Raw genomic sequence first — 24,288 nt, 5'->3', positions numbered from 1 at the left:
CCGATGAGGTAGCCGATGCGCGAATCCGTGGGCCGGGCCGTCCAGTCCCAGATCTACCGGGACGGCGTCTACGGCCGCAAACCCGCCGTCCCCGTCGCGGCCGCGGCACTGCGAGACGCGGCACACCGCCGACTGTCCAAACGGGCGCTCGGCTACGTCGCCGGTTCGGCAGGGCTCGAGACCACCGCGACGGCCAACCGCGCCGCCTTCGACGCCTGGCGCGTCGTCCCGCACATCCTCACCGACGTGTCCGAACGCGACCTCGGCGTCGACCTGTTCGGCCGCCGCCGCCCCACCCCCTACCTGCTGGCCCCCATCGGCGTGCTCGACCTGGTCCACCCCGAGGCCGACCTCGCCGTCGCCCGCGCCGCCACCGACGCGGGCGTGCCCATGATCGTCTCCAGCCAGGCCTCCACCCCGATGGAGGACATCGCGGCGGCCATCGGCGGCGGCAGCTGGTGGTTCCAGTTGTACTGGAGCCGCGAGGACGCCCTGATGGAGAGCTTCGTGTCCCGCGCCGAGAAAGCCGGGGCCGAGGCCATCGTCGTCACCCTCGACACCCACCTGCTGGGCTGGCGCCCCCGCGACCTCGACGACGCCTACCTCCCGTTCGCGTTCGGCCGGGGCATCGCCCAGTACACCTCCGACCCGGTCTTCACCGCGCTCGTCCGCGAACGCGCCACCCGCCCCCGCACCACCCAGCGCCCCACCCTCGCGGCCCTGTCGGCCCTGGCCTCCATCGCCCGCCACCACCCCGGCGGCTTCTGGACCAACCTGCGCTCCCCCCTCCCCCGAGCGGCCGTGGAAACCTTCCTCGACGTGTTCTCCCGCCCCACCCTCACCTGGGACGACCTGGAGAAGCTGCGCCAGCACACCACCCTCCCGATCCTCCTCAAAGGCGTCCTGCACCCCGACGACGCGGTCCGCGCGGTCGACAGCGGCGTCGACGGCATCGTCGTGTCCAACCATGGCGGCCGCCAGATCGACGGCGCCATAGCGTCCCTGGAGGCACTGCCGCGCGTCGTAACCGCCGTCGAGGACGCCATCCCGGTCCTGTTCGACAGCGGCATCCGGGGCGGCGCCGACGCCTACAAAGCCCTCGCCCTGGGAGCCCACGCCGTCTGCCTGGGCCGCCCCTACGTCTACGGCCTCACCCTCGCGGGCACCATCGGCGTCCGCCAGGTCCTGTCCCACTTCATCGCCGAGCTCGACCTCACCCTGGGCCTGTCGGGCTGCACCTCCATTCCCGACATCACCCGCGACACCCTGCGCGCGGTGTGACCCACATCCCGCTTGTCCCGGCCCAAAACCCCTGATACTGTTCGTCCGGCGCCTCCCCCGGCGCCGTCACTACGACAGGAGAAAGGAGGCGACGAGATGTTCACCCCGACTTCGGCGCTTCCGATCCACCGACTCTGATCGGTAGCGCCTCCACCTTCCTATTCGGAGGCAAAATGTTGTTCCGCCCTGCGATCGAGTCCGATCTCGACCGTGTCCTTTCCTTCGGCTCCAACGACCCCCTCAGCTGGCCCGGCGTCGACCGCCACCGCGACGGCATCGCCGACGGCTCCTGGAGCCTGTCCAACACCTGGCTGGCCCTCGACGGCGACACGCTCGTCGCGATGGCCCGCTTCTGGGCCCCGTCCCCGACCGAGGCCCCCGCCGCGATGGACGGCCTCTACACCGACGCCTCGGTCCCCGACCGCGCCGGCCTGGCCGCCGACCTCCTCACCCACGCACACGAGGCGATCGGCAAGAAACCCGAGTACCACATGTTCCTGTCCTCCCAATGGCGCGACGACACCCCCGTCGCGGACGCCGTGGCCTGGCGACTCGAAGCCCTGGCCAAGGTCGGCATGACCGACGAACTGGAACGCCTGCGCTACAAGTGGACCCCCGAAGCGGGCGTCCCCGACCCCGACCCCCGACTCGAGTTCCGCCCCGCCGACGACGCGGCCTTCCTGGACGCGTTCTGCAAGGTCAGCGCGGGCAGCCTCGACGTCGGCACCCAACAGGGCATAGCGGCCCACGGCGTCGAAGCCGAAGCCCGCGAACACATGGGGGTCTACCTCGAAATGCCCGGCGACCGCTCCTGGTGGCGCTTGGCCTACGACGCCAACGGCTCCCTGGTCGGCCTGGCGATCCCCTCCGCCAACAACGGCGGCCCCGTCGTGGGCTACCTGGGCGTCCTGCCCGAACACCGCGGCAAGGGCTACGTCGGCTCCCTCCTGGCCGAAATCACCCGCTGCCACGCCGAAACCGGGGCCACCACCATCACGGCCGACACCGACACGGTCAACATCCCGATGGCCAAAGCCTTCGAACGAGCCGGTTACGCCAACTTCGCCAACCGCCTGGTCCTGGGCGAAGCCGGCTAACCCCAACCGCCGCGGCAGGTGTGCGGACGGGGCTGACCCATTCCCCGTCCGCACGTCAAAGCCCTCGACTCAGTCAGCCACAGCCGCAGCGGCCACACGCGTGACCGTCTTGGCGCACTCGGCAAGCGTGAAGCTCGGTACCTTCACACCAGCCGACAGGCCCGGTATGAAGTCCGCCGACACCTCGGAAATGCTGTGCTTCCCGGACACGTAAACCACCAGGCACTGACCCGTGAGCTGCTGCCCGGTCGGACTGTCGGCCGCCGTCTTCCCCCGGCCGTCGACACACACCCCGACCCAGCTGTCGTCGTCCACCCCTTTAGGAGCCTTGAGCTTCTTCACCCGCTCATAATCGAAGACTTCCTCGGAACCCGGAAGCCCGACTCTTGAGCCCTCAAACGACTCGCACTCCTTCGAAAGCCACAACTCCCGCAGCTCCCCCATCGCGTCATCCACCGAACCCGCCAAGGCCAACCCCGTCGACGTCACCATCGCCATCCGCTTCCCCTGAAACGTCCGCTGTGCCCGATCCCGCTCATCCACGGCCTGCGGAGCATCCTCCACACACGGCCCCCAAGGATCCGCCACAACATTCGTCCCGTTCAACATGTAATCGGACAACGCCTCCAGATCCGGTGACACCAACGCTTCCTCAGCGATCGCCGCATAGTCCAATTCCTTCGTCGTCGAAGGACTCCCACTGGCCTCCGGCTTCTTCGAATCCGCCTTGCCACCCCCGGACGAGCACCCCGCGACCCCGAAACCCACCACCGCAACAACACCCAGCACCGCCAACCAGCACGAGCTAAAAGACTTCCCCATAGACACGGCACGACCTCCACATTGTAGGGCCGTGCCGGAACCCTCGTTGTAACTCCCGTGCGCCAACGAAAGGCGCGTGTGAAACATAACCAGCCTCACACGCGCCCAACCACCAAAACCAGTGTCAGCTTGCGGCCAACCACTAACCGGACATAGCCTCGGCAGCCACCAACCCGAGCATCAAAGTGCTCACACCGTTGAGCTCGACGTCCTGCTTCGACGTCAACTCCGCGATTCCGTTCTCCCCGACCACGTAGATCATCCGGCACTCACCGCTCTTGTCCCCGCTCTTGGTGTCCGTCACCTCGAAACAAGCACCGAACAAGAGCTCCTTCCTCAAGTCCTCAGTGGTATCCGCGTCATCGAGAAGCTTGTACTCGAACGTCCCCTCATCGGTCTTAGTCTCAAACTCCTGACATTCCTTCTCCCCGAACGCCTTCACGAGCTTCTCGAACTGATCAGCCGCCGAACCGTCAACAGCGTAGGCGTAGGCCGAAATATCCGGATCGCCCTTGAACCGCTGGTGCACACCCCCGCGCACATCACCGTGGACGCTCTCGTTCATCTCGCACTCGGGAAACGGCCGCGCGTCATCGACGCTCTTGGGCTTGTCGAACTCGGCCTTATGCTCGCTCAACGACTCCATGTCCGTTGAGACCAGCGACTTCTCGGCCTCCTTGGCCCAGTCCTTCCCCTCGTCCTTCGCCGTGCTCTCGCTCGACGTGGACTCCGCCTTCGGCTTCTCCGTATTCGCCGAGCACGCCACAAGGGCGAAACTCAAGACCGCGGCGACGCCGATGGCAATTGTTTTACGCATAGATGTTCCCCTATTTCATAAGGACTTGTTCGGATCGTTCACGAAAGTTCCAGTGCTCAGAGTTCGGGCAGTTCGTAGTACCCGGAAAGGTCATACATCAGGTCTGGAGAACACACCCCGGCATACACGCGCACTTCGTCGATGGCGCCGGAGAAGTAGGCGTCGTCACCAATTCCTCGCCCAACCTGGAACCCCGTAATCGACCACGGCCCCGCGAACGTGACCTGCTTCGGAGTTTGCGCATAGCCTGCCACCCATAGGGTCATCTCTCCGCTGATCGCGTCGTAGGTGACACCGATAGCCTGGCCGGTGGGCTCCAGGAGCGGTGGGATTCGATGGTCGATGGTGACCGTTTCACTGTCGGCAGTATCGGTTTTCGATGCCACGACTCGCCAGGCATGCGCCTCCGCCGAGTACTTGATCTCGACGAGATTGGTGTTATGACCGCGCAACGCCATTACCGTCATGTCGTGATCTGAAACCACGCTTGTGGGGCGCGCCCGAGCGATAAGGGTGAAACCCTCTTCCACGTTGACAAGGGGATCACTTGTGGACGCGTAGCCTGTGCTTCCATCCAGGCTGAGATGCCCCGATCCCAGAATCGCCGGATCGTCATCGGTGCCCGGGTAGATGTTCGCACCGTCGTGGAGATTGAGCGAAGAGCCGCCCAGGTACTCCGGAGTCGTGTCGGCGATCGTCGAATTCATCTGCCAGTATGCCGCGCGAACTGGCGATTCGCGTTGGACATCCACCTCAGCGGTGGCCGAGGATGGAACCAAGGCCAACACGCATCCGATCCCGAGAACCGTCGCTGTGGCTACTCGAGTGCGTTGGGATTGAGCAAACATGGTGACACGCATGGGCGAACCTCTTCAGGGCAAACCGCTGCTTAGGCGGACAAAATAGACAGTGGGCAGGCTGAAGCACAATGGTGGGCCATGCCGGAACCCGCGTTGAGACTTCCGTACAACGAACAGTGACGCTTGCGGGGCAAGTATCCCGGTGGGCGGGTCTGGAAACGACTAAGCCGGAAGTCCTTGGCGACAAGGACTTCCGGCCCTAAGGGGAATCAGACGTTAGGACGCCAGCTTTTCCAGGATCAGTTCGCGGACTGTCTTCGCGTCGGCCTGGCCCTTTGTGGACTTCATGACCGCGCCGACCAGCGCTCCGGCAGCGGCGACCTTGCCGCCGCGGACCTTTTCGGCTACGTCGGGGTTGGCCGCGATGGCTTCCTCTACCGCTGTGGTGAGGGCTCCCGTGTCGGAGACCACGGCGAGGCCGCGGGTGGTGGCCACCGTTTCGGGGTCGCCTTCTCCCGCTAGGACGCCTTCGATGACTTGGCGGGCCAGCTTGTCGTTTAGTTTGCCCGCGTCGATGAGGCCCTGGAGCGCTGCTACTTGGGTGGGTGTCATCGCGATGGTTTCCAGGGCGATGTCGGCCTCGTTGGCGCGGCGGGACAGTTCGCCCATCCACCATTTGCGGGCGGCTTCCGAGGTGGTGCCCGCCGCGATGGTGGACTCGATGAGGTCTACCGCGCCCGCGTTGAGGACCGAGGCCATATCGTGGTCGGACAGTCCCCAGTCGCTCTGGAGGCGTTTGCGGCGGACTCGTGGGAGTTCGGGGAGCGCTGATTTGAGGTCGGCTACCCAGGCCGGGTCCGGGGCCATGGGGGCCAGGTCGGGTTCTGGGAAGTAGCGGTAGTCGGTGGCGGTTTCCTTGCTGCGGCCCGGGGTGGTTTCTCCGGTGTCCTCGTGGAAGTGGCGGGTCTCCTGGACGATGCGTTCGCCCGCGTCGAGGAGGGCCGCTTGGCGTGGGATCTCGGAACGGACCGCGCGTTCGACGCTGCGCAGGGAGTTGACGTTCTTGGTTTCGGTGCGGGTTCCCCATTCGGCGCCGGGCAGGTTGAGGGACGTGTTGACGTCGCAGCGCATCGAGCCCTGTTCCATGCGGACGTCGGAGACGTCGAGGGAGCGGACCACTTCGCGTAGTTCGGTAACGTACGCGCGGGCTACTTCGGGGGCGAGTTTGCCGGTGCCGGTGATCGGTTTGGTGACGATCTCGACCAGCGGGATGCCCGCCCGGTTGTAGTCCACCAGGGATTCGGTGGCGCCCTGGATGCGGCCGGTCGCCCCGCCGACGTGGAGGGACTTGCCGGTGTCCTCTTCCAGGTGGACCCGTTCGATCTCGACGCGGACGGTCTCGCCGTTCACGTCGACGTCGATGTAGCCGTCCTCGCAGAGGGGCTCGTCGTACTGGGAGGTCTGGAAGTTCTTCGGCATGTCCGGGTAGAAGTAGTTCTTGCGCGCGAAGCGGCACCACTCGGCGATGCGGCAGTTGAGGGCCAGGCCGATGCGGATGGTCGCTTCGATGGCCGCGCGGTTGGCCACCGGCAGGGAGCCGGGGAGGCCGAGGCAGACCGGGCAGACCTGGGTGTTCGGGTCCGCGCCGAAGGCGGTGGCGCAGCCGCAGAACATCTTGGTGCGGGTACCCAGTTCGACGTGGGTCTCCAGGCCGATCACGATCTCGTAGCGGTCGGTGGCGTCCTCGTAGGACGGAATGGTGACAGTGCTCATCGTCTCAAAGGCTCCTTTACGCCACGTCCGGGATCTGGTCGGACAACCGTGGTTCCTGTGTGGATTCCAGTGCCGCGCCAACGCGGTAGGCGATGTCGTCGCGCATGGTGGGTGCCATGATCTGGAGACCGGCGGGCAGGCCGTCGGACAGACCGGACGGCACCGAGATGGCCGGGCCACCCGACAGGTTGGACGGGATGGTGTACAGGTCGGCGAGGTACATCTGGTACGGGTCCGCGGTGCGGGCGCCGAACTCGAAGGCCGTGAACGGTGTCGTCGGGGACACCAGGGCGTCGACCTTGGCGAAGGCGGCGTCGAAGTCGCGGGTGATGAGGGTGCGGACCTTCTGGGCCTGGCCGTAGAACTGGTCGACGTAACCGGCCGACAGGGCGTAGGTGCCCAGGATGATGCGGCGCTTGACCTCGGGACCGAAACCGGCCTCGCGGGTGGCCGCCATCACCTCCTCAAGGGAGCGTTCGCCGTTGTCGCCGACCCGCAGTCCATAGCGGACACTGTCGTAGCGGGCCAGGTTGGACGAGCACTCGCTCGGGGAGATCAGGTAGTAGGCGGGCAGGGCGTAGGTGAAGTGCGGGCACGAGACCTCCTCGACCTCGGCGCCCAGTTTCACCAGCGCGTCCACCCCGGCCTGGTAGGCGGCGATGACGCCGGGTTCGGCGCCCTCACCGGAGGCGAACTCCTTGACGATGCCCAGCCGGACGCCGCTCAGGTCGCCGGTCAGGCCCGTGCGGGCGGCTTCCACGACCGGCGGGACCGGCTGCGGGATGGAGGTGGAGTCGAGCGGGTCGTGGCCGCCGATCACCTCGTGCAGCAGCGCGGCGTCCAGCATGGTGCGGGTCACCGGGCCGGGTGTGTCCAGTGAGGACGAGAAGGCGATCAGGCCGTAGCGGCTGTTGCCGCCGTAGGTGGGTTTGGCGCCGATGGTGCCGGTGACGGCACCGGGCTGGCGGATCGAGCCGCCGGTGTCGGTGCCGATGGCCAGCGGGGCCATCCGGGCCGCGACCGCGGCGGCCGAGCCGCCGCCGGAGCCGCCGGGGATGCGGTTGAGGTCCCACGGGTTGTGGGTGGTGCCGAAGGCGGAGTACTCGGTGGACGAGCCCATCGCGAACTCGTCGAGGTTGGTCTTGCCGAGGATCGGGAGTCCGGCGGCCTTGATGCGCTCCACAATGGTGGCGTCGTAGGGCGGGATCCAGCCTTCGAGCATCTTGGACGCCGCGGTGGTGGGCAGCCCCTTGGTGACCACAATGTCCTTGACGGCGATCGGGACCCCGGCCAGCGGGCCGAATTTCCCACCAGCGGCGATCCTGGCGTCCACCGCGCGGGCGGTGGCCAGCGCGCCGTCGGCGTCGATGTGCAGGAAGGCGTGGATCTTGGGCTCCACGGCCTCGATACGGGCCAGGAACGCGGACGTGACCTGCTCGGAGGTCAGGTCACCGGCGGCGATCGCCTCGCCGAGTTCGGCGGCGGTCTTCTTGGTGATGTCGGACATCTACTCTTCCTCCCCCAGGATGCGCGGCACCCGGAACCGGTCCTGGTCGGTGTCGGGCGCGCCCGCCAGGGCGTCGGCGCGCGACAGGCTCGGGCGCGGCTCGTCGTCGCGATACACATTGGTCAACGGCACGGCGTGTGAGGTCGGCGGTATGTCCTCGGCGGCGACCTCATTGATCCGCTGAACCGACTGGAGGATCACATCCAGCTGCTGAGCGAAGCGGTCCAGCTCGTCCTCCGTCACGTCCAGGCGCGCCAAATGCGCCAGATGCGCGACCTCGTCACGGGAGATTGCGGTCATCGGCTTGTCCTTTGAAATATCGCGAAACTTTTGAGACCGGTCGAGTCTAAGGAGCAGTGATTACGCAGTGCAAACCGGTATGGGTCAGGCATGTTTCGCGACCCGGCTCAGGCGAGTTTCGCCACCGGGGCCGGAGCGTCGCGTATCTTGCGCGGCGGTGGCGGCGGCTGGTAGCGGCGCAGCCAGCTGACGAACGCCTCGGCGGGCATCGGACGGGCGTGGAACCAGCCCTGACCGGTGTCGCAACCCAGTGTGACCAGGTGCCGCCAGGTGGCCTCGTCCTCGATGCCCTCGGCCACCACCCGCAGGCTCAGCGCCCGGCCCAGTTCGATGATCGACTTGACGATCGCGACGGCGTCCGGGTCCTCCTTCATGCCGAGCACAAAGGACTTGTCGATCTTGACCTCGGAGACCTGGAGGCTGCGCAGGTGTTTCATGGACGAGAAGCCGGTGCCGAAGTCGTCGAGGCTGAGCCCGATTCCCATGGCCTCCAGACGTTTCAGGGTCGCGATGACCCGTCGGGGATCGGCCATCAGCGCGCTCTCGGTGATCTCCAGCTGGACCTGGGAGGTCGGGATCTCGTGGTGCGCCAGCCGTTCGGTGAGGTAGTCACAGAAGTCGGGGGCGTGCAGGTCGCGCACGCTGACGTTGATCGCGGCCCGCAGTTCCAGGTCGTCGGCCCGCCAGCGGGCCAGCTGTCCGACCGCCTCGTCGATGACCCGGTAGGTCAACAGCCGCATCACGGAACTGTGCTCGGCCAACGCGATCAGGTCGCCGGGGTCCACACTGCCCTGTACGGGGTGCCGGTAGCGCAGCAGTGCCTCGACGCCGAGGACCTCGCCGGTGTTCAGGTCGACCTGCGGCTGGTAGTACAGCTCGACGCCGGGCAGGCCCGGGGTGTCCAGGGCCCGGCGCAGGTCGCCCAGCAGCGCCAACCGCTGCGGCGAGTGGTGGTCGAACTCGGGGGCGTAGACGGCGATGCCGCTGCCGCGTTTCTTGGCCTCGGCCATGGCGACGTTGGCGTGCCGGAACAGCGCGTCGAAGTCCTCGCCGTGGTCGGGATAGCAGGCCACGCCGACGGCGCCGGACACGTCGAGGCTCACCTCGTCGAGCACCACCGAGGCGCCGAGGGCCGACTGCAGGCAACCGGCGCGGCGTTTGGCGTACTCGACGCCGGGGATCTCGGCCAGCAGGAACGCGAACTCGTCGCCGCCGATCCGCGCCACGACCTCATGTGGACGGTCGAAGCAGGATCTGAATCTGCGGGTCAGCTCCAACAGCAGTCGGTCGCCGACGTCGTGGCCCAGCGAGTTGTTGACCGCGGCGAAGCGGTCGATGTCGCAGACCATGACGGCGAGTTTGGCCCCGGACACCTTGGAGCGCAGCAGGTTTGCCTCCACCAGCTCCTGGAAGCCCTTGCGGTTGGGCAGGGTGGTCAGCTGGTCGGACAGGGCCACCCGTTCCCGGTCGACCGACAGCCGGGCCATCCGGTACACGGCGTAGATCGGCACCGAGGCCAACAGCACCAGCCAGGTCTGGGAGGTCGCGGCGACCGCGAGAATCGGTGCCAGCGCCAGCATCGCGGCGTGCACGATCGCCTCGGGACCGAAGGAACGCACCAGCATCCGGACCCAGGACACGCCCTCGCGCAGCGCCCACACCATGCTGACCAGCATGTGGCTGGTCAGGAACCAGGCCAACCCGGCCAAGAGCAGCGGTCCGAGTCCCGCGCCCTCGTCGATGAGGGTCGTCGAGGAGACGCCGAAGGCCAGCAGCACCAGGTGCGAGGCGGTCAGCGCCAACGCGAACTGGGCCGCGTTGAAGGCGATGCGCCAGGAGGTGGCGCGCAGTTGCGTGAAGATGAGGATCGTCACGATGGTCTGCACGATCAGTGCCGGAAGATAACCCCACATCAACAGCAGCGCCATGATGAAGCTGAGCGAGATCATGGCCGCCTGCGAGTACCGGGCTCCAGGCGGCAACAGCGGCCGCAGTTCCACCCCGATAGCCAGTGCGGCCAGCAACCACACCGCGGCGGGCACGGTCGAAAGCCCGTGCCAGACCAGTGGTGTCGTCAACAGCGTGATCGCCGTCGTGACACCGCCCACCCCGATCACCGCCGCCACGTATCCAATGAACGCCCTACGACGGCGCGTAGGGGCCGTGTTTCGCAGTGAAGCCGTCGTCATTCATTCCCTCCCGACGTCGTCACCGGCGCCAACCAATAACGGTCTTCGGCGGGCCGCCTCCGCATCGAAGCGGCACCATTAGTCCTACCTTGAACCTCCCGTAATAGGCAACGAGTATCAATCTCTGAAGTGACGGGCAATGTGGGGCACAGGGTTTTCAGAAGATGACACAAAGATGCGGCAAGCGATTGCCCAATGGGGAGTGAAAGTCGTTTCATTCCCCGGCGTCGCATATGTACCGGCTTGAGCAGGCCACCCCCAGCGGAAATGGCAATCTTGAATATCCGTATGGATGAAATTCGGTAAGTGGGTAATCAGCTACCCATCAGCCTCGATGGGCCGCACCGCATCCGGACCCTCGGACAACAGGGTCGCGAAGCCCTCGGTGTCCAATATCGGCACGCCCAGTTTGACGGCTTTGTCGTATTTGGACCCGGGCGAATCTCCGACGACCACGAAGGACGTCTTCTTCGACACCGACCCCGACACCTTACCGCCCCGCACTCGCACCGCTTCGGCGGCGCCGTCACGGGTCCAGCCCTCCAGCGAACCGGTGATGACGACGGTGAGCCCGGCCAGGTGCCGCTCCCCCGCCTCCGGGCGCTCCTCGACGAAGCGGACGCCGGCGGCGCGCCACTTCTCCAGGATCTCGACGTGCCAGTCCTCGGCGAACCACTGCTTGACGGCGGTGGCGATGGTCGGGCCGACGCCGTCCACAGCGGCCAGCCGCTCCTCGTCGGCATCGCGGATCGCGTCCAGGTCACCGAACTCGGTGGCCAGCGCCCGGGCCGCGACCGGTCCGACGTGCCGGATCGACAGGCCGTTGATGATGCGCCACAGTTCCTGCTGTTTGGCGGCCTCGATGCCCTCCAGCATCTTGGTGGCACCGGCCTTGGGGGCGCCGTCCTGGGTGGCGAAGTAGGTGACCTCCTTGTCCTTGCCGGTCTTGGGGTCCTTCTTGGGCAGTCCGCTGTCGGGGTCGAGGACCAGCGACTTGATCGGCAGCAGCTGTTCCATGGTCAGGTTGAACAGGTCGCCCTCGTCGGCCAGCGGCGGCTGCTTGGGTTCCAGCGGCTGCACCAGCGCGGTGCAGGCGACGTAGCCGAGACCGTCGATGTCCAGACACGACCGTCCGGTGAGGTACGACAGCCGCTCTCGCAGCTGCGCCGGGCAGGAACGGGCGTTGGGGCAGCGCAGGTCGATGTCCCCTTCGGACATCTGTCGCAGTTCGGTGCCGCATTCGGGGCAGTTCGAGGGCATGACGAACTCGTGCTCGTCGCCGGTGCGGGCGCCCTCGACCGGGCCGAGCACCTCCGGGATCACGTCCCCGGCCTTGCGAATGATCACCCGGTCGCCGATGAGCACGCCCTTGGCCTTGACGATGTCCTGGTTGTGCAGGGTGGCGAACTCGACCTCGGAACCGGCCACCCGCACCGGTTCCAGGACCGCGTACGGGGTGGCGCGGCCGGTGCGGCCGACGCTGACCTTGATGTCGCGCAGCGTCGTGGTGACCTCTTCGGGCGGGTACTTGTAGGCGATGGCCCAGCGCGGCGCCCGGGTGGTGGAGCCGAGACGGCGTTGCACCGCGATGTCGTCGATCTTGATGACGACGCCGTCGATCTCGTGCTCGATGTCGTGCCGGTGCTCGCCGTAGTGCTCGATGTACTCCGTGACGCCCTCGACGGTGTCGAGCACCTTGAAGTACGAGCTGGTCGGCAGGCCCCAGGCCTTCAGCGCGGCGTAGCCCTGCGACTGGTGGGTGGGTTCGAAACCGCGGCGGGCGCCGAAGCCGTAAACGGTCATGCTCAGCGCCCGGCTGGCGGTGATCGTCGGGTCCTTCTGGCGCAGCGAACCGGCGGCGGCGTTGCGCGGGTTGGCGTACAGCGGCAGCAGTTTCTGAAGCCGCTTGCCCTCGGCCTTGCGTTCCTCGTTGGCGGCGGTGATCCGCTCGTTCTCGGCGAGCCGGTCGGCGTTGAGCTTCTCGAAGGACTCGGTGGACATGAAGACCTCGCCGCGGATCTCGACGAACTCCGGTACCGGGTACTTCTTGGTGCCCTTGAGTTTCTCCGGGATCGAGGCGATGGTGCGGACGTTGGGCGTGATGTCCTCGCCGGTGGTGCCGTCGCCGCGGGTGGCGCCGCGCACCAGGACGCCGTTCTCGTAGGTCAGGTTGACCGCGAGGCCGTCGATCTTGAGCTCGCACAGGTACGCCTCACCGGGGACCTCGGCGGTGACCCGCTCGACCCAGGCGGTCAGTTCCTCGGGCGAGAAGGCGTTGTCGAGGCTGTACAGCCGCTCGGCGTGCCGCACCGAGGCGAACAGTTCCGACACGTCGCCGCCGACCTGCTGGCTGGGCGAGTCCTGGGTGGCCAGGACGGGGTGCGCCTCCTCGATGGCCAGCAGCTCGCGCATGAGGGCGTCGTACTCGGCGTCGGAGATCTGCGGGGCGTCGTCACGGTGGTACAGCTGCCGGTGCCTGTCGATCTCGGCGGCCAGTTTCGTGTGCCGCTCGCGGGCGGCGTCGAAGTCGTCGGGAACCTGCTCAGCTGCGGTGACGCGGGAACTCATACCCCAGAATCTAGTGGGTGGGTCTGACGATCTTGCGCCAGATCCACTCAGTCGTGGAGTCGTCGCGCGGCTTCCCGGCAGGCGGCCAGCAGCTCGCGGACCTGCGCGGGGGCGGTTGCGGCCAGACCGCACGCGGGCGTGACGGTCACGAGCTCGGCGAGCCGGTGCCGGGGCAGGCCCAGGCGGCTCCACAGTCGAAGGACGGGTTCGACGGCGGCCTTGCCGGACGGGACGGCCGTGGTCGCGGGGATCGAACCGGCCAGCAGGCCGAAGCCGGATTCGAGTGCTTCCCCAAGCGGGTCAAGGCTTTCGGCTTTGTCCATGTCGATCAGTGACAGGTCCAGGGCGACGGCTTTCGCGCCGGAGGAGGCCAGCAGCGCGACCGGCACGTCGGGGGCGCAACAGTGGACGATCACGGGTGCGTCGACGGCGTCGATGACGGTGGCCAGGGCGGCGCGGGCCTCGTCGTCCTCGATGGCGCGGTAGCGGGAGAAGCCGCTCTCGGTGGGGATGTTCCCGGCGAGCACCCCCGGAAGCGAGGGCTCGTCGAGCTGGAGGATCACGGTCGCGTGCGGCAGCCGGGCCTTGATCTGGGCGACGTGGGCCATGAGCCCCTCGGTCAACGAGGCGGTCAGTTCCCGGACGGCGCCGGGGTCGCGCAGCATCGCGCCGCCGATGGGGCGTTCGATGCTCGCGGCCAGCGTCCATGGCCCGGCGGCGGCGATCTTGATCGGACCGTCGTGTTCGGCGGCCTGGTCGGTGAGCGTGTCGAGGTCGCGTTCCAGGAAGTCGAGCGACCGTCGCAGGTCCATGCCGCCGCGCCGAGCGGTCTGCCACCGCTGCACCCGCAGCTCGACCGGCAGGTCGACCAGCAGCGCGGCACCGCGGCCGAGCATGTCGGCGCCGGGGCCACGGTGGGGCAGCTCCGGCAGGTGCGGGAAGTCGGGCAGTTCGCCGAGCACGAGCCGGACGGCTTCGGCGATGTCGGTGCCCGGCAGCGATCCGATGCCGGTGGTGACGCCGTAAGGCACCCCGGGTGAGGCGGTCGCGGAGCCGAGCTCCAGGTCAGCCCCGGACGCGACGATCAGCCGCGAGCCGGGCGCCACGTCCGACGACCGCGAACCTTCAGCGCGCCGGTCCCCCGCCTCGGGCTCAGACATCGGCGGGCGCGAGCGCTTCGGTGCGGGCGATGGTGGCGCTGGCCAGCACGATGTCGCCCTCGGGGTCGGGCTGGTACACCACCAGTGCCTGACCGGCCGCCACGCCCTTGGCCGGGCTGTGGAGCCGCGCGGTGATGGTGTCACCGTCGCTGGTGACGGTCGCGTCGTGCACTTCGCCGTGGGCGCGCAGCTGTACCTGGCACTCGAACGGGCCCTCGCGCTCCACGCCGTCCAGCCACACTGGCCTGTCGGCGTGCACGACGTGGACGTCGAGCGCCTCGCGGGGGCCGACTTTCACGGTGTTGTCGACCGGCGTGATCGACAGGACGTAGCGCGGCTTGCCGTCGGCGGCGGGGCGGCCGATGCCCAGGCCGTGGCGCTGCCCGATGGTGAACTGGTGGGCGCCGGAGTGGGAGCCCAGCACCTCACCGGAGGCGGCGTCGACGATGTCACCGGTCTTGGACCCCAGCCGCTGGTTGAGGAAGCCCTGGGTGTCGCCGTCGGCGATGAAGCAGATGTCGTGGCTGTCGGGTTTGTCGGCCACGGCGAGGTCGCGGCGGGCGGCCTCGGCCCGCACCTCGTCCTTGGTGGAGTCGCCGAGCGGGAAGACCGCCCGCGACAGCTGGGCGGCGTTGAGCACCGCCAGCACGTAGGACTGGTCCTTGCCGAGGTCGACCGAGCGGCGCAGCACTCCGTCGGCGAGCCGGGCGTGGTGGCCGGTGACCACGGCGTCGAAGCCCAGCGCCACCGCCCGGTCGAGCACGGCGGCGAACTTGATCTTCTCGTTGCAGCGCAGGCACGGGTTGGGGGTGCGCCCGGCGGCGTACTCGGCGACGAAGTCGTCGACGACGTCCTCGCGGAACCGCTCGGCCATGTCCCACACGTAGAAGGGGATGCCGATGACGTCGGCGGCGCGGCGGGCGTCGCGGGAGTCCTCCAGCGTGCAGCAGCCCCGGGCCCCGGACCGGAAGGTCTGCGGGTTGCTGGACAGGGCCAGGTGCACGCCGGTGACGTCGTGGCCGTCCGCCACGGCACGGGCGGCGGCCACCGCGGAGTCGACGCCGCCGGACATGGCGGCCAATACACGCAAGGTCACCGCCCCAGGGTAGCCATTTGCGCTCGATCACATCCGGGCGCTATGGCCAGGCCCACGAACTAGACCGACTTGACGGCTCCGGCGTCGATGAGGTGGTCGCTGCCGACGATGCTGTCGGCCAGCGGCGAGGTCAGGTAGGTGACGAACGCGGCGACCTCCTCGGGTTCGACGAGCCGCCCGGTGGTGAGGCCCAGCTGGCCGGGCATCGCCTGCAGCAGCGCCTCGTGGCTGATGCCCAGCGACTCGGCCAGTTTGGCGCCGTGGCCGTCGGGCGACTCCCACATCGCGGTGCGCACCGGCCCCGGGGACACGGTCTTGACGCGCACGCCGCGCGGACCGAACTCCTCCGACATCGACTTGCCGAACGCGTCCAGCGCGGCCTTGGCGCTGGCGTAGGGCAGCGGGTTGCCGCCGGGGACCTTGGCGCCGATCGAGGAGATGTTGACGATGACGCCGCCGCTGGCCAGCAGGCCGGGCATCGCGGCGCGCGCGGTGCGCATCGCGGCGAAGAAGTTGAGTTCGAAGGTGTCGCGCCAGGTGGCGTCGTCGAAGTCGAGCAGGCCGCCCAGCTGCGCGCCGTCGCCGCCGCCGACGTTGTTGACGAGGATGTCGAGGCCGCCCAGTTTCTCGATGGTCGCGGCGACCAGCTCGGCCGGGGCGTCGGGGTGCGACAGGTCGGCCGGGATGGTGATGGCGCCGGTGGAGCGCAGTCCGTCGGAGATGGAGCGGGAGGCGGCGACCACGCGCACGCCTTCGGCCTCCAGGGCGCGGACGGTGGCCAGTCCGATGCCCCGGCTGGCGCCGGTGACCAGTGCGATCTTGCGGCTCAGTTGCAGATCCATGGAACTGTCCCTTCAATTTTGATCATGTGCGATACAGTTAACCTATTACTTGCAACAGCAATGTTGCAAGTAATGCGACATACTTAACACGGGTGTAGTGTTCACTGCTGTTCACGAAGGGATGGCCACCATCGATGCCTGATTCGCCGCGGGCGCTGCGCGCCGACTCCGAACGGACGCAGCGGCAGATCCTGTGCGCCGCGCAGAAGGTGCTCAGCGCCAATCCCGCCGCGACCATGGCCGACGTCGCCGAGGCCGCGGGGGTCGCGCGCACCACGGTGCACCGGCGCTTCACCAGCCGGGAGACGATGATCGAGGCGATGGCGGAATGGTCCGCCCGCCGGGTCTACGACGCCGTCGACGCCGGCGGGGCCGACACGGCGCCGCCGCTGGTGGCGCTGTACCAGGTGACCGCGCGGGTCCTCGAGGTCAAGATCGACATGCCCGACGTGAGCCGTCAGGCCGCGCCCAACGCCGCCACCCTGGAGATCCAGTCCAAAATGGCGGAGAAGTGCCGGGAACTGTTGCGGCGCGCGCAGAAGAGCGGCGTGATCCGTCCGGACGTCGATCTGGACTGGGCCCGGCGCGTGTACTACGCGCTGATCCACGAGGTCATCGACGAGGACACCGCCGACGCCAACGAACTGGCCACCCGGGTGGTGGACACGCTGCTGCGCGGGGTCGGCTCCGGTACCTCGCTGTCGTTAGGACAGTCCGGCGGTGCGAGCGCGTTCCACCGCGCCGGGCAGGGCCGCGATCAGGGCGTCCACGTCGGCGGTCGTGGAGGTGTGGCCGAGGGTGAAGCGCAGCGAGGAGCGGGCCAGGCGTTCGTCGTGGCCCATCGCCAGCAGCACGTGCGACGGCTGCGCGACCCCGGCCGAGCAGGCCGAGCCGGTGGCGCACTCGACGCCCGCGGCGTCCAGCAGCATCAACAGCGCGTCGCCCTCGCAGCCGGGGAACGAGAAGTGCGCGTTGCCGGGCAGCCGGTTGTCGGGGTCGCCGTTGAGGACGGCGTCGGGGATGGCGGCGCGGACGCGCGCGATGAGGTCGTCGCGCAGTTTGGTGAGGTGCTTGGCGGTCTCCTCCTGGCCGGTGACCGACACGTCGACGGCGGCCGCGAAGGACACGATCCCGGCGACGTCGACGGTGCCGGAGCGGACCTCGCGTTCCTGGCCGCCGCCGTGCAGCAGCGGGACGCACACGGCGTCGCGGCGCAGCAGCAGCGCGCCGACCCCGGCGGGGCCGCCGAGTTTGTGGCCGGTCAGCGCCAGGCTGGTCAGTTCGGTGTCGGCGAAGGACACCGGCAGTTGCGCCACCGCCTGGACCGCGTCACTGTGACAGGGCACCCCGGCCGCCGCCGCGGCCGCGGCGATCTCGACGACGGGCTGGACGGTGCCGACCTCGTTGTTGGCCCACATGACGGTGGCCAACGCGATCTCGTCGCCGTGTTGTTCGAGGGCTTCGGCGACCCGCTCCTCGGCGAGCCTTCCGGTGTGGTCCACCGGCAGCCAGATCGCTTCGGCGCCTTCGTGTTCGACCAGCCAGCGCACGACGTCGACCACGGCGTGGTGCTCGGTCTCGGCGGCCAGGATCCGGGTGCGGGACGGTTCGGCGTCGCGGCGGGCCCAGAACTGGCCCTTCAGCGCCAGGTTGTCGCTCTCGGTGCCGCCGCCGGTGAACACGACCTCGCTGGGTGCCGCGCCGAGCCGGTCGGCGATGAGTTCGCGGGCCTCCTCGACCCGGCGCCGGGCTGTCCGCCCCGAGGCGTGCAGTGAGGAGGGGTTGCCGATCTGGGTGGCCGCCTCGAGATAGGCGTCCCGTGCCCGCGGCAGCATGGGCGTGGTCGCGGCGTGGTCAAGGTAAGTCATGTCGGGTTTAGCGTATTCGGTCGCGATCCATATCTTGCCTACAGCCGCCGAACAGGCCAAGATGTCAAGCATGCCAAACAAATCAGTGGATTCTCGTCCCGAGATCACCGACCCCGATGTCGCCACTGCCTTGGCGCAGGGACCGTTTCACGCCGCTCTTCGTGCCGCCATCCACGCCCGGGGCCTCGGCCTCGACCGGTTGCGGCACCGGCTTCTGGCCCGCGACCTCAATGTTTCGACAACATCCCTCAGTTATTGGCAACACGGGCGCACGCAGCCCGAACACCCCAAATCCCTGGAAGCCGTCGCCGCTTTGGAGGAGATCCTGCAGCTGCCTCACGACAGCCTGCGATCTCTGCTCGGTCCGCGGCGCGCCCGGGGTCCCCGCAGCCTGCGGGTGCAGCAGCGCCGTCCCGAGGCCGTCATCGGCGGCGGACCGGCCATGAAGGAGCTGTGCGACCGGCTTCCGGCCGCACGCGAACATCATCTTGACGTGGTGACCCAGCAGGTCACCGCGACCATCGACGCGAAGGGACGCGACGCGGGGCACCGGATCACGATGCTGGTGCGCGCGCGTCGCAATAATGTGGACCGGCATATCGCGCTGTTCCGGGGCGACCCGGGCTGCGATGTGGACGCCGTGCGCGTCATCGCCCACCGCGACTGTGTCGTGGGGCGGGTGGTGCGGCACTCGCGCGAGCCGGTCATGCTCGCCGAGATCCTGTTCGGAGCGACCCTCGACCAGGGGGACACGCATCTGTTCGAGTTCGAGATCGCCGACGGCACCGGAGAACCGGCCAAATGCTACGGACACGGTTTCCGCTATCCGGTCGAGCACTACACGCTTCAGGTGCGGTTCGACCCGGATCTGTTGCCGCGCCGGATCTTCCGGTTCGCGCAGTCCCGACTCAGCACCGAGATGCGCGAGACCGGGGACGTGTCACTCAACAGCTGGCTGACCGCCCAGATCTCGCAATCCCACGTGGAGCCCGGCGCACTGGGCATAGGGTGGGAATGGTGATTCGTGGCGATTTGTATATTGATTAACTGAAATACGTAATATTGTATTGGGCCTCCGCCATCGCTACCCTTCGGTGGCCGTCCGGCATCTAGGATTCGACTTCGGACGGACTTCACATCCATCTTGGAGGCCCAATATGAAACGCGGTAAGTACCGGACACTGCTTGCCTGCGGAACCGTTTTCGCGTTGGCGCTCACCGGCTGGGGCGCGAGTGTCGCCCTCGCCGACGACGCCGACGTCAAGAAGGCGGTCGCCGACGCCCTCATGGACGCCAAGGCCGATCAGGCGCGCACCGCCTACGGTCTGTCCACCGAGGCCGGTCTGGAGACGCTCGTGGAACCCAAACGCACCTCCGCCGACGGCGAGTGGGTCTTCGGGGGCGGGGTGTTCCTGGTTCCCAAGGACAGCCACGCCTCGCCGGTCACATCGCTGTTCTTCGCCCGCGACGGCGGCGACGGCTGGCAGGTGGCGCTGAAGGGGACCAGGGAGTTCGCCGAGGCCGCCCGGCAGGCTCCCGGCGAGATCCTCATCGACGAGGGTGAGCGCAAGGCGCTGGCCGCCACCGCCAAGCCCGCCGCCCGGCCGTACGACCAGCGCGAGCCCACCGGGCTGGCGCTGCCGTGGGCGCAAGGGCAGGGCGACTGGCGGCACTGGGGCGTGCACGGCAACTCCGGCACCTCGCGGCCGTACAACTCGATCGACTTCTACGGCGGCGACGGACAGGTGCGCGCCTCGGCGGGTGGTTACCTGTATCGCTACTGCGGCACCGACACTCCGCTGATCGAAGTGGAGCACGGCAACGGCTGGACCACCGGCTACTACCACACGGTCGAGCAGACCGACGTCACTGACGGTGCCCAGGTCGCCGCGTACGACTACATCGGACGCATCGGTGAGCAGCTGCCGTGCGGCGGCAGTGCCAACGGTGATCACGTCCACTGGACCCTGTGGAGCGGCGGGGAGCCGGTCGGTGTCGACGGCAAGGACATCGGCGGCTGGACCTGGCGCGAGGAGCCCGAGGCGTACAAGGGTTGGGCGGAGCGTGACGGCGAGCAGATATACAATTCGGACTGCTGCCTGACCAATCACGGGCCGAGTCAACAGTAGATGGACGTTGTCGGGTGCTAGCAGGTAATTCACTTATCAAATTAAGTGAAATGTACCGGCTTGCACCCGATTGGACCTCCGGATAGCCTCGGCACACTCACCAATCAATTTGCATATTTCAATGCTCTGATCGGTGTTTCGCCCGAGATCCATGGAGGCCCGACATGGAACGATTCAACCTGCCCAAAACCATCGCCGCGGTCATTGCGGCCATAACCATCACGGTGGTGGGCGGCGGCTCGACAGCTGTCGCCGCACCACCGAATCTCAAGGACACGGTGGCCGCCACCCTGGTCGCTGAGAAGGCCGACGAGGCCCGCGACTCCTACGGGGTCTCGACCTCGGCCAACCTGTCCACTCTGGTGGAAACCAAGCGCACCTCCGCCGACGGCCTGTGGGCCTTCGGCGGCGCGGTGCTGAAAGTGCCCTCCTCCAGCCACGCCAGTCCGGTCACGGCGCTGTTCTTCGCGCAGCGCACCATGAACGGCTGGGAGGTGGCGCTGAAGGGGACCGAGGAGTTCGCCGAGGCTGCCCGGCAGGCGCCCGACGACATCCTCCGCGACGAGGGAGAGCGCGACGTCCTGGCGGCCACCGCGAAACCCCGAACCGCCCTGGCGCCCACCGGTCTGGCCCTGCCGTGGGCCAACGGTCAGGGCGGCTGGCGGCACTGGGGCGTGCACGGCAACTCCGGCACCTCCCGGCCCTACAACTCGATCGACTTCTACGGCGGCGACGGACAGGTGCGCGCCGCGGCGGGCGGCTACCTGTACCGCTACTGCGGCACCAGCACCCCGTTGATCGAGATCGAGCACGACAACGGCTGGACCACCGGGTACTACCACACCTGGAACCAGACGACGGTCGCCGACGGCACCAAAGTGGGCGCTTATGCCTACATCGGACGCATCGGCGAACAGCTGCCGTGCGGTGGCCGCGCCAACGGCGACCACGTCCACTGGACGCTGTGGCAGGGCAACACCGCGGTGACGGTGAACAACAAGGAGATCGGCGGCTGGACCTGGCACGAGCAGTCGCAGGCGTACCGGGGTTGGGCGTCGCGCAACGGCGTCAACATCTACAACTCCGACTGCTGCCTGACCAACTACGGTCCCGGCAGCGGCACGACCACCGGCCGGGCCCACAACCCGGACGGGGTGGTCAACGTCCGCACCGAACCCAAGGCCAACGCCACTGTGTTGCGCACCATCGCGCACGACACCGAGGTGGAGCTGGAGTGCTATGTCCGGGGCGACACGATGACCGGCCCGTGGGACAACACTTCCGACGTGTGGGACCGGCTGCCGGGCGGTGGCTATGTCTCGGACGCCTGGCTGGACACCGGTTCCGACGAACCGATCGTCGATCCCTGCTGAGGAGAGGACACGAGAACGGCGGCCCGCAATGACTTGCGGGCCGCCGTCGGTGGTTCTAGGAGCGGCGGAACTTCGCCACCAGTGCCCAGGTCGCGGGCAGCAGGGCGGCGGCGGCGACGAGCTTGATCAGGTCGCCGACGAGGAAGGGCACCGCGCCCTTCAGCAGGCCGTCGGAGACGCTCATGCCGGTGGCCAGGATCAGGTACGGGACGCCGAAGGCGTAGATGGCGAGGTTGCCCAGGACCATCAGGCCCGCGGTGCGCACCAGGGTGCGGTCACCGCCGCGCTTGGCCAGCGCGCCGACCAGGGCGCCCGCGGCCAGGTAGCCGATGATGTAGCCGAAGCTGGCGCCCAGGCCCGAGGTGCCCTCGGCGAACCACGGCAGGCCCGCGACACCGGCGGCCAGGTACAGGCCCATGGCGGCGGCCGCGCGTACCGGGCCGAGAGCGGCGCCGACCAGCAGCACGGTCAGGGTGGTCAGGACGAACGGGACCGGGGTGATCGCGGGGATGGTGAAGGCGATCTGGGCGGAGGCCCCCGTCAGCGCCGCGCCCGACGCGACGAGGACGAGGTCGCGCGCCCAGGCGTTGACCTTCGTCGTGGGGATGAGGTCGGCGAGCACCATGCGCGGTGCGACGGTCGCGGCATGCGAGGACATTAAGTGATCCCTCCAAATTCTGTTGCAGGAACCCGATAAAACGGGGGCGTCCTTAACGTACCGCATCCTGCGGGAACCCCACAATGACCGTGGCGCCGACGGGACGAGGATCCCATCGGCGCCATCGGGTCGTATCGACTGCTAACCGCGACGTTTGCGGATCTCTTCGCCCGCTTGCGGAAGCACGGTGAACAGGTCCCCCACGACGCCGTAGTCGGCGATCTCGAAGATCGGGGCGCCCTCGTCCTTGTTGACGGCGACGATCGTCTTGGAGGTCTGCATGCCCGCCCGGTGCTGGATGGCGCCGGAGATGCCCGCCGCCACGTACAGCTGCGGTGAGACGGTGGTCCCGGTCTGTCCGACCTGGAACTTGTGCGGGTAGAAACCGGAGTCGGTGGCGGCGCGCGAAGCACCCACCGCCGCGCCCAGCAGGTCGGCGAACTCCTCGATGACGCTGAACTGCTCGGCCGAGCCGACACCACGGCCACCGGAGACCACGATGTTGGCCTCGGTGAGGTCGGGCCGGTCACCCTTGGGCTCCACGACGGTCTCCTCCACCGTGACCAGCTTCGAGGAGTCGGCGACCGACACCTCGACGGCCTCGATGGTGGCGGTGGCCGGGGCCGGTTCCGGGGTCACCGAGTTCGGCTTGACCGTCACCAGTGGAATGCCCTTGGCCACCTTGGACTTCACGACGGTGGCACCGGCGAAGATCTCCTGGGTGGCGGTGCCGTCTGCCTCCAGGCCCGTCACGTCGGTCAGGACGCCGTTGTCGAGCGCCACGGCGACCCGTCCGGCGATCTCCTTGCCCTCCTGGGTGCTGGGGACCAGCACCGCGGCCGGGGACTTGGCGGTGACGAGCGCCGCCAGCGCGTCGGCCTTGGGGGCCACCAGGTACTTGTCCAGTGCCTCGTCCTCGGCGGCGTAGATCTTGGCCGCGCCGTACTCGGCGAGATTGTCGGCGATGGACGCCGCGGTGCCGGGTGCGCCCAGCACCACCGCGGACACCTCGCCCAGCCCGCGGGCCAGGGTCAGCATCTCGTAGGTGAGTTTGTTCGCTCCGGTAGCGACGACGAATACTTCAGCCATGTCAGGTCTTCTCCTTCGCTACACGAACTTCTCGGAGGCCAGGAACTCGGCCAGCGACGAGCCGCCGGAGCCCTCGTCGGTGATCTTCTGGCCCGCGCCGCGCGGCGGCCGGGGCTCGGCCGACACCACGGTGCTGGTGGCCGCGCCCGCGCCGACGGTGGCCGGGTCGATGTCCAGGTCAGACAGCGACAGCGTCTCGACCGGCTTGCGCTTGGCGGCCATGATGCCCTTCAGCGACGGGTAGCGCGGCGTGTTCATGCTGTCCCACACCGAGACGATGGCCGGAGCCGCGGCGCTGACGACCTGGTAGCCGTCCTCGGTCTGACGCTCGACGGTGATCTTGCCGCCGTCGACGGTCAGCTTGCGGGCTCCGGTGAGGGCCGCGATTCCCAGCCGCTGACTCAGCATCTGCGCCATGACCTGGGTACCGCCGTCGGTGGACTCGGCACCACACAGGACGATGTCGTACTCCTGCTTGCCCAGCGCCCCCGCCAGGATCTTGGAGGTGGTGACCGCGCAGGAACCGTGGATGGCGTCGTCGACGACGTGCACGGCCTTGTCGGGACCCATGGACAGCGCCTTGCGCACCGATTCGGTGGCGTGGTCGGGGCCGACGGTCAGCACGGTGACCTCGCCACCGGTCTCCTCGGCCAGCACCAGGGCAGCCTCGATGGCGTTTTCGTCGATCTCGCTAATGACATTGGACGCCGACGCACGGTCGACGGTGAAATCGTCGGAACTCAGGTGGCGCTCCAGACTGGAGTCCGGCACCTGCTTGACGAGGACAACGATCTTCATCGTCTTGACTTACCTCCTGCGGCCTTAAGGAATGTTCAGCGCCCTATCTTCGCCCTTATCCGGTGCAGTGTGAGCGCCGGGTCTCAACCAGCGTGGCGAATAGTACCCCACGAAGTTACCC

Annotated in this window: 20 protein-coding genes and 1 pseudogene; 6 read left to right on the top strand and 15 right to left on the bottom strand. The window is 68.0% G+C overall.

Annotation, left to right across the window (positions count from 1 at the left end):
* The first annotated feature begins 15 nt into the window (after window positions 1-15).
* Together SNAS_RS11705 and SNAS_RS11700 are read left to right on the top strand one after the other, a co-directional pair.
* Complete coding sequence (locus tag SNAS_RS11705; RefSeq protein WP_013017630.1) at window positions 16-1,281, top strand: alpha-hydroxy-acid oxidizing protein; 1,266 nt, start codon at window positions 16-18, stop codon at window positions 1,279-1,281.
* 173 nt (window positions 1,282-1,454) lie between these two features.
* Complete coding sequence (locus SNAS_RS11700; protein WP_013017629.1) at window positions 1,455-2,378, top strand: GNAT family N-acetyltransferase; 924 nt, start codon at window positions 1,455-1,457, stop codon at window positions 2,376-2,378.
* 69 nt (window positions 2,379-2,447) lie between these two features.
* On the opposite strand, the gene SNAS_RS11695 is transcribed toward SNAS_RS11700, so the two are convergent.
* The 11 genes from SNAS_RS11695 to SNAS_RS11645 all read right to left on the bottom strand — a co-directional run bounded on the left by SNAS_RS11695 (window position 2,448) and on the right by SNAS_RS11645 (window position 16,252).
* Complete coding sequence (locus SNAS_RS11695) at window positions 2,448-3,206, bottom strand: hypothetical protein (protein WP_041624786.1); 759 nt, start codon at window positions 3,204-3,206, stop codon at window positions 2,448-2,450.
* Between the two features lie 136 nt (window positions 3,207-3,342).
* Window positions 3,343-4,017, bottom strand: coding sequence for a hypothetical protein (locus SNAS_RS11690; RefSeq protein ID WP_013017627.1), 675 nt, complete (start codon window positions 4,015-4,017; stop codon window positions 3,343-3,345).
* Between the two features lie 56 nt (window positions 4,018-4,073).
* Window positions 4,074-4,877, bottom strand: coding sequence for a LamG-like jellyroll fold domain-containing protein (locus SNAS_RS11685; protein ID WP_041624785.1), 804 nt, complete (start codon window positions 4,875-4,877; stop codon window positions 4,074-4,076).
* A 216-nt stretch (window positions 4,878-5,093) separates the two neighbouring features.
* Window positions 5,094-6,590: an Asp-tRNA(Asn)/Glu-tRNA(Gln) amidotransferase subunit GatB gene (gatB, locus tag SNAS_RS11680; RefSeq protein ID WP_013017625.1), complete on the bottom strand. Its 1,497-nt coding sequence runs from the start codon at window positions 6,588-6,590 to the stop codon at window positions 5,094-5,096.
* 16 nt (window positions 6,591-6,606) lie between these two features.
* Window positions 6,607-8,097, bottom strand: a complete 1,491-nt coding sequence (gene gatA / locus SNAS_RS11675; RefSeq protein ID WP_013017624.1) for an Asp-tRNA(Asn)/Glu-tRNA(Gln) amidotransferase subunit GatA — start codon at window positions 8,095-8,097, stop codon at window positions 6,607-6,609.
* Window positions 8,098-8,397, bottom strand: a complete 300-nt coding sequence (gatC, locus tag SNAS_RS11670; protein ID WP_013017623.1) for an Asp-tRNA(Asn)/Glu-tRNA(Gln) amidotransferase subunit GatC — start codon at window positions 8,395-8,397, stop codon at window positions 8,098-8,100. It abuts the gene before it with no gap.
* A 107-nt stretch (window positions 8,398-8,504) separates the two neighbouring features.
* Complete coding sequence (locus SNAS_RS11665; RefSeq protein WP_211207375.1) at window positions 8,505-10,523, bottom strand: putative bifunctional diguanylate cyclase/phosphodiesterase; 2,019 nt, start codon at window positions 10,521-10,523, stop codon at window positions 8,505-8,507.
* 381 nt (window positions 10,524-10,904) lie between these two features.
* On the bottom strand, window positions 10,905-13,154 hold the full coding sequence (gene ligA, locus SNAS_RS11660; protein WP_013017621.1) for an NAD-dependent DNA ligase LigA: 2,250 nt from the start codon (window positions 13,152-13,154) through the stop codon (window positions 10,905-10,907).
* Between the two features lie 47 nt (window positions 13,155-13,201).
* Window positions 13,202-14,314 (bottom strand): uroporphyrinogen decarboxylase/cobalamine-independent methonine synthase family protein, encoded by a 1,113-nt coding sequence (locus SNAS_RS11655; protein WP_013017620.1) that lies wholly within the window; start codon window positions 14,312-14,314, stop codon window positions 13,202-13,204.
* The gene (mnmA, locus tag SNAS_RS11650; protein WP_041625954.1) at window positions 14,307-15,404 is read right to left on the bottom strand and encodes a tRNA 2-thiouridine(34) synthase MnmA; all 1,098 of its coding nucleotides are present in this window, start codon (window positions 15,402-15,404) and stop codon (window positions 14,307-14,309) included. Before mnmA ends, SNAS_RS11655 begins: the two co-directional genes overlap by 8 nt.
* Window positions 15,405-15,469: 65 nt before the next feature.
* On the bottom strand, window positions 15,470-16,252 hold the full coding sequence (locus tag SNAS_RS11645; protein WP_013017618.1) for an SDR family NAD(P)-dependent oxidoreductase: 783 nt from the start codon (window positions 16,250-16,252) through the stop codon (window positions 15,470-15,472).
* Between the two features lie 134 nt (window positions 16,253-16,386).
* On the opposite strand from SNAS_RS11645, the pseudogene SNAS_RS37580 reads away from it, so the two are divergent.
* Window positions 16,387-16,875: pseudogene (locus SNAS_RS37580) on the top strand (TetR/AcrR family transcriptional regulator); the annotation flags it as partial.
* A gap of 81 nt (window positions 16,876-16,956) precedes the next feature.
* Here SNAS_RS37580 and SNAS_RS11635 read toward each other — a convergent pair.
* Window positions 16,957-18,120 carry a cysteine desulfurase family protein gene (locus SNAS_RS11635; RefSeq protein WP_013017617.1) on the bottom strand — a complete coding sequence of 388 codons (1,164 nt, stop codon included), beginning with the start codon at window positions 18,118-18,120 and terminating at the stop codon, window positions 16,957-16,959.
* A gap of 70 nt (window positions 18,121-18,190) precedes the next feature.
* On the opposite strand from SNAS_RS11635, the gene SNAS_RS35100 reads away from it, so the two are divergent.
* The 3 genes from SNAS_RS35100 (at window position 18,191) to SNAS_RS11620 (ending at window position 21,622) form a co-directional block, all read left to right on the top strand.
* On the top strand, window positions 18,191-19,141 hold the full coding sequence (locus SNAS_RS35100; protein WP_013017616.1) for a helix-turn-helix domain-containing protein: 951 nt from the start codon (window positions 18,191-18,193) through the stop codon (window positions 19,139-19,141).
* Window positions 19,142-19,277: 136 nt separating this feature from the next.
* Complete coding sequence (locus tag SNAS_RS11625; protein ID WP_013017615.1) at window positions 19,278-20,249, top strand: M23 family metallopeptidase; 972 nt, start codon at window positions 19,278-19,280, stop codon at window positions 20,247-20,249.
* A 164-nt stretch (window positions 20,250-20,413) separates the two neighbouring features.
* Window positions 20,414-21,622 carry a peptidoglycan DD-metalloendopeptidase family protein gene (locus SNAS_RS11620; protein ID WP_013017614.1) on the top strand — a complete coding sequence of 403 codons (1,209 nt, stop codon included), beginning with the start codon at window positions 20,414-20,416 and terminating at the stop codon, window positions 21,620-21,622.
* 55 nt (window positions 21,623-21,677) lie between these two features.
* Here SNAS_RS11620 and SNAS_RS11615 read toward each other — a convergent pair whose 3' ends face one another.
* From SNAS_RS11615 to SNAS_RS11605, 3 genes are all read right to left on the bottom strand, one after another.
* The gene (locus SNAS_RS11615) at window positions 21,678-22,280 is read right to left on the bottom strand and encodes a biotin transporter BioY (RefSeq protein ID WP_013017613.1); all 603 of its coding nucleotides are present in this window, start codon (window positions 22,278-22,280) and stop codon (window positions 21,678-21,680) included.
* A gap of 141 nt (window positions 22,281-22,421) precedes the next feature.
* Window positions 22,422-23,369, bottom strand: a complete 948-nt coding sequence (locus tag SNAS_RS11610) for an electron transfer flavoprotein subunit alpha/FixB family protein (protein WP_013017612.1) — start codon at window positions 23,367-23,369, stop codon at window positions 22,422-22,424.
* A gap of 18 nt (window positions 23,370-23,387) precedes the next feature.
* Window positions 23,388-24,167: an electron transfer flavoprotein subunit beta/FixA family protein gene (locus tag SNAS_RS11605; protein WP_013017611.1), complete on the bottom strand. Its 780-nt coding sequence runs from the start codon at window positions 24,165-24,167 to the stop codon at window positions 23,388-23,390.
* Window positions 24,168-24,288: the final 121 nt, after the last annotated feature.

The sequence above is a fragment of the Stackebrandtia nassauensis DSM 44728 genome (assembly GCF_000024545.1).
Lineage (GTDB): Bacteria > Actinomycetota > Actinomycetes > Mycobacteriales > Micromonosporaceae > Stackebrandtia > Stackebrandtia nassauensis.
The sequence above is the reverse complement of the archived record's forward strand: the minus strand, read 5'-3'. Positions and strand labels throughout refer to the sequence as shown.

Bases quoted from the DNA above. Each gene is read 5' to 3' on its own strand.
- SNAS_RS11705 (WP_013017630.1), top strand. From the start codon at position 16: ATGCGCGAATCCGTGGGCCGGGCCGTCCAGTCCCAGATCTACCGGGAC.
- SNAS_RS11700 (WP_013017629.1), top strand. From the start codon at position 1,455: ATGTTGTTCCGCCCTGCGATCGAGTCCGATCTCGACCGTGTCCTTTCC.
- SNAS_RS11690 (WP_013017627.1), bottom strand. From the start codon at position 4,017: ATGCGTAAAACAATTGCCATCGGCGTCGCCGCGGTCTTGAGTTTCGCC.
- SNAS_RS11685 (WP_041624785.1), bottom strand. From the start codon at position 4,877: ATGCGTGTCACCATGTTTGCTCAATCCCAACGCACTCGAGTAGCCACA.
- gatB (WP_013017625.1), bottom strand. From the start codon at position 6,590: ATGAGCACTGTCACCATTCCGTCCTACGAGGACGCCACCGACCGCTAC.
- gatA (WP_013017624.1), bottom strand. From the start codon at position 8,097: ATGTCCGACATCACCAAGAAGACCGCCGCCGAACTCGGCGAGGCGATC.
- gatC (WP_013017623.1), bottom strand. From the start codon at position 8,397: ATGACCGCAATCTCCCGTGACGAGGTCGCGCATCTGGCGCATTTGGCG.
- ligA (WP_013017621.1), bottom strand. From the start codon at position 13,154: ATGAGTTCCCGCGTCACCGCAGCTGAGCAGGTTCCCGACGACTTCGAC.
- SNAS_RS11655 (WP_013017620.1), bottom strand. From the start codon at position 14,314: ATGTCTGAGCCCGAGGCGGGGGACCGGCGCGCTGAAGGTTCGCGGTCG.
- SNAS_RS11645 (WP_013017618.1), bottom strand. From the start codon at position 16,252: ATGGATCTGCAACTGAGCCGCAAGATCGCACTGGTCACCGGCGCCAGC.
- SNAS_RS11635 (WP_013017617.1), bottom strand. From the start codon at position 18,120: ATGACTTACCTTGACCACGCCGCGACCACGCCCATGCTGCCGCGGGCA.
- SNAS_RS35100 (WP_013017616.1), top strand. From the start codon at position 18,191: ATGCCAAACAAATCAGTGGATTCTCGTCCCGAGATCACCGACCCCGAT.
- SNAS_RS11625 (WP_013017615.1), top strand. From the start codon at position 19,278: ATGAAACGCGGTAAGTACCGGACACTGCTTGCCTGCGGAACCGTTTTC.
- SNAS_RS11620 (WP_013017614.1), top strand. From the start codon at position 20,414: ATGGAACGATTCAACCTGCCCAAAACCATCGCCGCGGTCATTGCGGCC.
- SNAS_RS11615 (WP_013017613.1), bottom strand. From the start codon at position 22,280: ATGTCCTCGCATGCCGCGACCGTCGCACCGCGCATGGTGCTCGCCGAC.
- SNAS_RS11610 (WP_013017612.1), bottom strand. From the start codon at position 23,369: ATGGCTGAAGTATTCGTCGTCGCTACCGGAGCGAACAAACTCACCTAC.
- SNAS_RS11605 (WP_013017611.1), bottom strand. From the start codon at position 24,167: ATGAAGATCGTTGTCCTCGTCAAGCAGGTGCCGGACTCCAGTCTGGAG.